The organism is Achromobacter sp. NFACC18-2 (assembly GCF_900108985.1).
In the GTDB taxonomy this organism is placed as follows: Bacteria; Pseudomonadota; Gammaproteobacteria; order Burkholderiales; family Burkholderiaceae_B; genus Achromobacter.
Map to the genome: position 1 here is coordinate 205,849 of NZ_FNYM01000012.1, position 6,994 is coordinate 212,842.

Here is a 6,994-nt window from a genome sequence, read left to right on the forward strand (position 1 = left end):
CCTAGTGCAATCCCTTAGTCCATCGGTTAATTGTTGACCAGCATAGCACCGTGTGGAATTCTAGGTAAACCATTTATTGAAATTTCAATCCTATATTTTAGGATTTATAAAAAGGACCGCAGCACGGCCTCCCCGTCCCAGGGAAAGGCCCACGCATGCCGGCCCGCCCCACCGAGGAGACTTGCATGAAACTGTTTTGGCGTATTGCCCTGGCCAGCACGGTGCTGGCGCTGGGAGCCCAACCGGCGGCCGCCGACACCTGGCCCACGAAACCGGTGCGCATGGTGGTCCCGTTTCCGCCGGGCGGCGCGACCGACGCCGCGGCGCGCATCTACGCGCAGCACCTGGGTGACTATCTGGGCCAGAGCGTCGTGGTGGAAAACAAGGCGGGCGCGGGCGGCGAAATCGGCGCGGAGTTCGTCGCCAAGTCGGCCGGCGACGGCTACACGCTGCTGATGGGCGCGGTGGGCAGTCATGCCATCCACGCGGCCATGCCCGACAAGCCAGGCTACGATTTCGGCACCGCCTTTGTCGGCGTGTCGATGGCCACCAGCATGCCGATGGCCGTGGCGGTGAACAGCAGCAAAATCCCGGCCAAGAACGTGCAGGAGCTGATCGCGCTCGCCAAGAGCAAGCCCGGGTCGATCACGTTCGGATCGGCCGGCCCCGGCACCTCGCAGCACATGGCGGGGGAACTCTTCCAGGCGGTGACCGGCACACGGCTCATGCACGTGCCGTATCGCGGCAGCGGGCCGGCCATCACGGATCTTTTGGGCGGCCAGATCGATATGGTCATCGAAACGCTGCCCGCGCTGCTGCCGCAGGTGGCCAGCGGCAAGATCCGCCTGCTGGGCGTCACGACCGCCAAGCGCGCCACGGCCCTGCCCGACCTCCCCACGCTGATGGAACAGGGCGTAAAGGATTACTCGGTTGCCACCACCTACGCCTTGCTCGCGCCGGCGGGCACGCCGCCCGCGGTCGTCGAGAAGTTGTCGGCCGGCATGCGCAAGGCCGCCGCGATGGATTCCGTACAGCAGGCCGCGTTGAAGCTGGGTGCGGACGCCATCGCCACCTCGCCCGCCGACACCAGCCGCATGCTCAAGCAGGAGGTCGCGCGATGGGCGGACGTGGTGCGCCTGTCGGCGGCGAAATGATGCCGCCCCCCTCGGCGGGCCGGCAGGCCGCAACCGACCTGGCCATCGTGGGCGGCGGCTCGGTCGGCGTCAGCTTCCTGTATCAGTTCCTGCTGGCGCTCCAGGCGGCGCCGGGCGCGGGCGCGTTGACGATCCACCTTTTCGAGCCCCAGCCCGAGCCCGGGCCGGGCGCTGCCTACCAGGACGACCTGCGCAGCAACCTGCTCAACATCCCGGCCGGCAACATGTCGGCGCGCGCGGACCGCAGGCTGGACTTCGTCGACTGGCTGCGTGAACAGGATCCGGGCTGGCTGGCGGGGTACGGCGTCGGGTCCATCGACCCTGCGGACTTCCTGCCCCGGCCGCTGTTCGGCGCCTACATGCGCGCGGTTTACGCGCGCTGCCGCCAGCTTGCGCAGGCGCTGGGCGCGACCCTGGCGCACGTGCCCAGCCGTGTCGGCCGCGTGGCGCCCCTGGCCGACGGACGCGTGCGCGTCGAACCCGACGCCGGCGAACCGCTGCTGGCGCGCCGCGTCGTGCTGTGCAACGGCAATCTGCCGTCGCAGGCGTTCCCCTCGCTGGAAGACGCGCCCGGCTATTTCAACAGCCCGTATCCGGTTTGCACCCTGACGGCCGGCATCGCGCCCGATGCGTCGGTGTGCGTCGTCGGCACCAGCCTGAGCGCGGTGGACGCCGTGGCGGCCCTGCAGCAGGCCGGCCACCGCGGCCCCATTCTGTGCGCCTCGCGCAATGGGCGCCTGCCTTCGGTGCGCAGCCCGCACAACCGCGCGCCCGACGCCCTGCAGCGCCTGAGCCGCGACGGCGCGGTGGCGCTGGCCGCCCGCCACGGCGGCGCGCTGACCCTGGACGTCGTCTGGCAGGCGCTGCGGGACGAGGTGCTGGCGCTGAACGGATCGCTGGAAGACGATGACCTGCTCGGACCGGACCGCGATGCGCGGTCCGCGCTCGAAGAGGAAATTCAGCGCTCGGCCGCGGCGCCGCGGCCGTGGCAGGCGGTGGCGGCGGCCACCAATGCTGCGGTGGACCAGATCTGGCATCTGATCCCGGATGGCGAACGGCGCCGTTTCCAGTCGCAGTGGCGATCGCTCTGGATGGCGCGCCGTGCGACCTTCCCGATGCGCAACGCGCTCAAGCTGCAGGCCTTGTTCGGCACGGGTCAGCTCGCTGTTGCCGCGGGCTATTGCGACAGCGTCCACGACGCCGCCAGCGGCCTTTTCGTCACGCGCCTGCGCACGCCGCGCGGCCAGATCGAACATCGCAGCCGATATCTCATCAACGCGACCAGCTTCTCAGTGGATGCGCAGCGTACGCAAGATCCGCTCGTGTCCGGCCTGCTACGCGAGGGGCATGCCCAGGCCGATCCTCACGGCGGGCTGGCGCTCGACTACGGCACCGGCTGCGTCAAAAATGCCAGCGGCCGGGTCCTGGCGGGCCTTTCCGTATTGGGCAGCCTGGCAGGCGGCACCTACTTCTGGACCACGTCCATGGACGTGAATGCCCGCCTGGCGCGCGACCAGGCCGTGCGTATCGCGGCCGACCTGCGCGCCGCGCCCGCTACTGATCCAGAAAGCCCCGGCGATATCCCATCCCCTGCGAAATGGACTGCGCACAGGCCGCCACATCCGGCGCAAGCTGCTTCATCCTAGCGGCGCTCAGGCGGTCCAGCGGGCCCGAGATGCCGACCGCCGCCACGGGCTGGTCCAGGCTGTTGAACACGGTCACGGCCAGCCCGCCCACCCCTTCGCGCCATTCGCCGCGATTGACCGCGTAGCCCGCGCGGGCAATCTTGCGCAGTTCGTCCTTCAACAAGGCCATGGACACGATGGTGGACGGCGTGTGGCGGACCAGCTGGTCCTCATAGCGCTCGACGTAGCCTTCGACCTGATAGGCCAGCAGCGCCTTGCCGGTGGCGACCGCGTAGGCCGGCGCCCGTCCGCCCACCATGGAATACGCGCGGATGGGCTGCGGGCTGTCGATCTTGTCCACGTAGACCACATCAAAGCCGTCCAGCACCGACAGGTGCACGGTTTCGCCGGTCTGGTCCGCCAGCGTGCGCATGTGCGGCGCGGCCAGCTTGCGCACGTCCAGTTGCGCCAGTTGCCGCGCCGCCAGTTCGAATAGGCGCACGGCGCCGCGATAGCCGCCGCCGTCATCGTCCTTGATGACGTAGCCCGCGTGGATCAGCGTCTGCAAGGTGCGATGCGTATTGCTGCGCGTCAGCCCCACCCGCGCGGCCAGCGCATCGATGGTGCGCGGCGGATTGTCCACATCGGTCACCGCTTCCAACACCATCAGGCCTTTGAGCAGCGTCTTGTCCATTCGTGATTTTTCCTAATATTTAGGACGCGAACATAGCATGAGACGCGGCGCGGGAACAGCGTTTCATGGCGTCGGCGACGCTACCCCAGCGCGGCGCGGACCGCGGCGGACCTGTCCCACAAATTGGGCAGCGTGGCCGACGAGTAGCCGGAGACAAAGGGCTTGGCCTGTCCGGTTTCCACATCGAAGACGTGGCGCGACACGGCCCCGATATTGCCGCCATACAGATGCACGCTGATGGAGACTCGGTCGGGATAGGCATTGGAAACGCGATGGATGTCGCCCTCGGCCGGAGACAGGCGCTCGACGTCGCCGGGCCGCAAGGTCGTGGGCTCTCCTGCGGGGGCCAGCCGGCCGTCGGCGGCGCGCATGTAACGCTGATTGATCTCGGCCCCGCGCAGCATGCCCACGTAGCCCCAGACTTCGTGATCGTGCACCGGCGTGAACTGGCCCGGCCCCCAGACGAAGCTCACCAGCGAAAAACGCTCCAGCGGATCGCAATGCAGTAGGTATTGCTGGTAGTACTGCGGGTGCGGCACGGTACAGGCCTCGGGCAGCCAGTCATCGTGGCCCACCAGGTCGGCGAAGGCGGCGGCAAGCTCGGGGGTCTGCGCCAGCGCCTGCGGCGAGGCCAAGCGCGTCGCGATGGCGATAAAGCTGCGCAGCCGTTCCAGGCCGGTGATCGATTCGGGCATTGCACATCTCCAAGGCGAATTGAAATCCCAGATTGAAATCCCAGATTGAAAAAGCAGTATCCACCATTCAGGACGCAGGCGCACGCGCCGCCCCACTCATGACCCGGGTAATGGCCACACGCCGCCCTTGACAGGTCCTTGGCGGGACGGGCAGCGTAGTGGACTGTCTGCAAGGTTGGAAATGAAAAACACGCATCACGATATTGCTCCCGCGTTGGCGCAGGCGCTGCGCGCCGCGCGGCGCGTCGTCGTCTTCACGGGCGCGGGGGTGTCCGCCGAAAGCGGCATCGCCACCTTCCGCGACGCCCTGACGGGCCTGTGGTCGCGCTTCGACGCCCAGGCGCTGGCCACGCCCGAGGCCTTCCGCGAGCATCCCGACATCGTGTGGGGCTGGTACGAATGGCGCCGCGCGCAGGTCCTGCGCGCCGCGCCCAACGCCGCCCACCATGCCATCGCGGCCCTCGCGCACCACGTGCCGGAACTGGCCGTCATCACCCAGAACGTGGACGACCTGCACGAACGCGCCGGCAGCCAGGACGTCACGCATCTGCATGGCAGCCTGCATGCGCCCCGCTGTTCGCGCTGCGCCGCGCCCCAGGCCTTCGCCTCGCCCACGCCCGACGAGCCCGACGCCGGCCGGCGCATCGCCCCGCCCCTGTGCGCCGCATGCGGCGCGCCCGTGCGGCCGGGCGTCGTGTGGTTCGGAGAAAGCCTGCCTGCCCAGGCATGGCGCGACGCCACGCTTGCCGCGCAGCAGTGCGACCTGCTGTTCAGCATAGGCACCTCGTCCCTGGTGTACCCCGCCGCCGAACTGCCCCGCCTGGCGCTGGCCGGCGGCGCCAAGATCGTGCAGGTCAACCCCCGCCGCCACGCCGCTGGACGCGCTGGCGCATCACAACCTGCGCGGCGCCGCCGCCGACGTGATGCCCCGGGTGCTCGCGGCCGCGTTCTCCGCGGGGATGGCGCCGCCGGCGTCCGGCCAAGGCGAGGATTCGTGAGGATCCGGCCAGGCACTGGCACCGTCTGATGACACGGCGCGACAGTCGAGGGGAAACCCCAAATCTCACCATCGCACCAGGGCGATACAGTGGTGTAATGGGTTTCGATTGTGGAGATGATCATTCCGTTTTCCTGGAGACTTCCTGACGTCTTCGTACGTTCGCCGGATGGGGTGCTGCACCGTGTTGTGCGCCATGCCACGACGACGGAAACCATCGCCCAGCTTGAAGGCATGCCCAGCAATACTCACCTGGATTGCGAATGCAAGCTCGACAACGGCGAAACCCTTTGCTGGATAGGCAATGACAGATACCGCCAATTGAACGGCGGCGCGATTTTCATTGCCGTTTCGGCAAACACGACACCCCGGGGCGACGCGCGCAAGCGCGGCGACGCCTTGGGCCAAGAAAAGCCGGCGAGCGCGCCGCCCCCCTTGCGCAAGAAGCTTGCCGGGGCGCAAGCGCATCTGCCGCCTGCTGTAGTCAATCTGAAAACCGGCAACGATTGGAGCCTGATACGAGCCTGGCGTGAGCATCTGAACATCAGCACCGCGGACATGGCGGCGCGGCTGGGCGTGGATCACTCCATCTATATCGAATTGGAACGGCCGCGCCCGCGGCCCCGGCAGGTCATCCTTGACCGCGTGTCGGAGGCCCTGGGCGTATCGCCAGACCAGCTCGATGATTCATTGTTTGGAGGACACTTTCATTAGCGCAGCGCGCAACGCATGCCATCGCGCCTGTGCCATGAATTGTTCAAACGACTTTGGCGCCGACACCTGACGGCCCGCGCATGGAGGTATTGAATATGCTCGGCACCGCAAGACGATTGACCGACGTGCTCGCCACATCGCCGGATGGCACGTTGTATCGCATTGAACGCTTCGTTTCCGACCCATGCGCGTATTCCGCCCTGGGAACGCCACGCTTCGACCCAAAAACGCATTGCATCTGCCGCACCAGTTCCGGCGAAAAAGTCACGTGGCTGGGCGGACAGACCTACCAGCTCCTCAAATCCGGCACTTCCCTGACGGCGGTGGACCGACGACGCATTTGATGGTTGCCGGACAAAAGAAAAGCGGCTTGATGAAATTCATCAAGCCGCTATTCATGTACGCATGACTGCGATTTTTTGACACCACGCGGTATTGGCGTGATCTCGAATAAGTTGGCGCGCCCGGCAGGATTCGAACCTACGACCCCCTGGTTCGTAGCCAGGTACTCTATCCAGCTGAGCTACGGGCGCCCCGAAAGAGGCGTGTTTATAACACGAAAAAACCAAGCCATGCAAATCGCCCCACCTGAATCGGCCCTTGCGGCGCATCACGACCCCGCGCTTGCGCCAGGTCAATGAAACGCATGGGCGCCGCGCAGTACCCTGAACGCAAGAAGAACACGTCAGGCAGACAGCATGGCCAAGAAGTTTCCCCTGCACCCCAAGCACCCCGAACGCATCTGCTGGGGCTGCGACCGCTACTGCTCAACCGATTCCATGGCCTGCGGCAATGGCTCCGGGCGCACGATGCATCCGGCGGAGTCGCTGGGGGAAGATTGGTATTTGTTTGGAGACTGGGGATTCGACGACGCCGACGAAAAGCCGCAATCGACAAAAGAAGAGGCAGCCCACTGAAACCGAATCGCGCATAAGTGAATCTGCGCGGGTGAATCTGCGCGGCAAAACAAAAAGGCCTTCGATGCAAGATCAAAGGCCTTTTTATTTTCTTTGCGGTTAGTGGCGCGCCCGGCAGGATTCGAACCTACGACCCCCTGGTTCGTAGCCAGGTACTCTATCCAGCTGAGCTACGGGCGCTCCGGCAAAGAGGCAAAA

8 protein-coding genes and 2 tRNA genes are annotated in these 6,994 nt (G+C 66.3%); 6 read left to right on the forward strand and 4 right to left on the reverse strand.

Features of this window, described 5'->3' with window-relative positions:
* Nucleotides 1–185 precede the first annotated feature (185 nt).
* Both BMW75_RS19180 and BMW75_RS19185 read left to right on the forward strand, forming a co-directional pair.
* Nucleotides 186–1,154: a Bug family tripartite tricarboxylate transporter substrate binding protein gene (locus tag BMW75_RS19180; RefSeq protein ID WP_092581440.1), complete on the forward strand. Its 969-nt coding sequence runs from the start codon at nt 186–188 to the stop codon at nt 1,152–1,154.
* Entirely contained in the window at nt 1,151–2,800 is a 1,650-nt protein-coding gene (locus BMW75_RS19185; protein WP_092581458.1) for an FAD/NAD(P)-binding protein, read from the forward strand. Before BMW75_RS19180 ends, BMW75_RS19185 begins: the two co-directional genes overlap by 4 nt.
* Here the strand turns inward: BMW75_RS19185 and BMW75_RS19190 are convergent.
* Both BMW75_RS19190 and BMW75_RS19195 read right to left on the reverse strand, forming a co-directional pair.
* A complete protein-coding gene (locus BMW75_RS19190) occupies nt 2,709–3,473 on the reverse strand; it encodes an IclR family transcriptional regulator (RefSeq protein ID WP_076520062.1) in 765 nt (254 codons plus the stop codon). The genes BMW75_RS19185 and BMW75_RS19190 overlap by 92 nt on opposite strands.
* An 80-nt stretch (nt 3,474–3,553) precedes the next feature.
* A complete protein-coding gene (locus BMW75_RS19195; RefSeq protein ID WP_092581441.1) occupies nt 3,554–4,168 on the reverse strand; it encodes a cysteine dioxygenase family protein in 615 nt (204 codons plus the stop codon).
* Between the two features lie 181 nt (nt 4,169–4,349).
* Here BMW75_RS19195 and BMW75_RS19200 point away from each other — a divergent pair, with 181 nt between their 5' ends.
* The 3 genes from BMW75_RS19200 to BMW75_RS19210 all read left to right on the forward strand — a co-directional run bounded on the left by BMW75_RS19200 (nt 4,350) and on the right by BMW75_RS19210 (nt 6,223).
* The gene (locus BMW75_RS19200; RefSeq protein WP_092581442.1) at nt 4,350–5,195 is read left to right on the forward strand and encodes an NAD-dependent protein deacylase; all 846 of its coding nucleotides are present in this window, start codon (nt 4,350–4,352) and stop codon (nt 5,193–5,195) included.
* An 81-nt stretch (nt 5,196–5,276) separates the two neighbouring features.
* Nucleotides 5,277–5,879, forward strand: a complete 603-nt coding sequence (locus tag BMW75_RS19205) for a helix-turn-helix domain-containing protein (protein ID WP_092581443.1) — start codon at nt 5,277–5,279, stop codon at nt 5,877–5,879.
* Nucleotides 5,880–5,974: 95 nt separating this feature from the next.
* Complete coding sequence (locus tag BMW75_RS19210; protein WP_172805879.1) at nt 5,975–6,223, forward strand: hypothetical protein; 249 nt, start codon at nt 5,975–5,977, stop codon at nt 6,221–6,223.
* 112 nt (nt 6,224–6,335) lie between these two features.
* Here BMW75_RS19210 and BMW75_RS19215 read toward each other — a convergent pair.
* Nucleotides 6,336–6,412, reverse strand: a tRNA-Arg gene (locus BMW75_RS19215).
* 165 nt (nt 6,413–6,577) lie between these two features.
* On the opposite strand from BMW75_RS19215, the gene BMW75_RS19220 reads away from it, so the two are divergent.
* Nucleotides 6,578–6,796: a DUF3079 domain-containing protein gene (locus BMW75_RS19220; RefSeq protein WP_092581444.1), complete on the forward strand. Its 219-nt coding sequence runs from the start codon at nt 6,578–6,580 to the stop codon at nt 6,794–6,796.
* Nucleotides 6,797–6,899: 103 nt separating this feature from the next.
* On the opposite strand, the gene BMW75_RS19225 is transcribed toward BMW75_RS19220, so the two are convergent.
* A tRNA-Arg gene (locus tag BMW75_RS19225) sits at nt 6,900–6,976 on the reverse strand.
* Nucleotides 6,977–6,994: the final 18 nt, after the last annotated feature.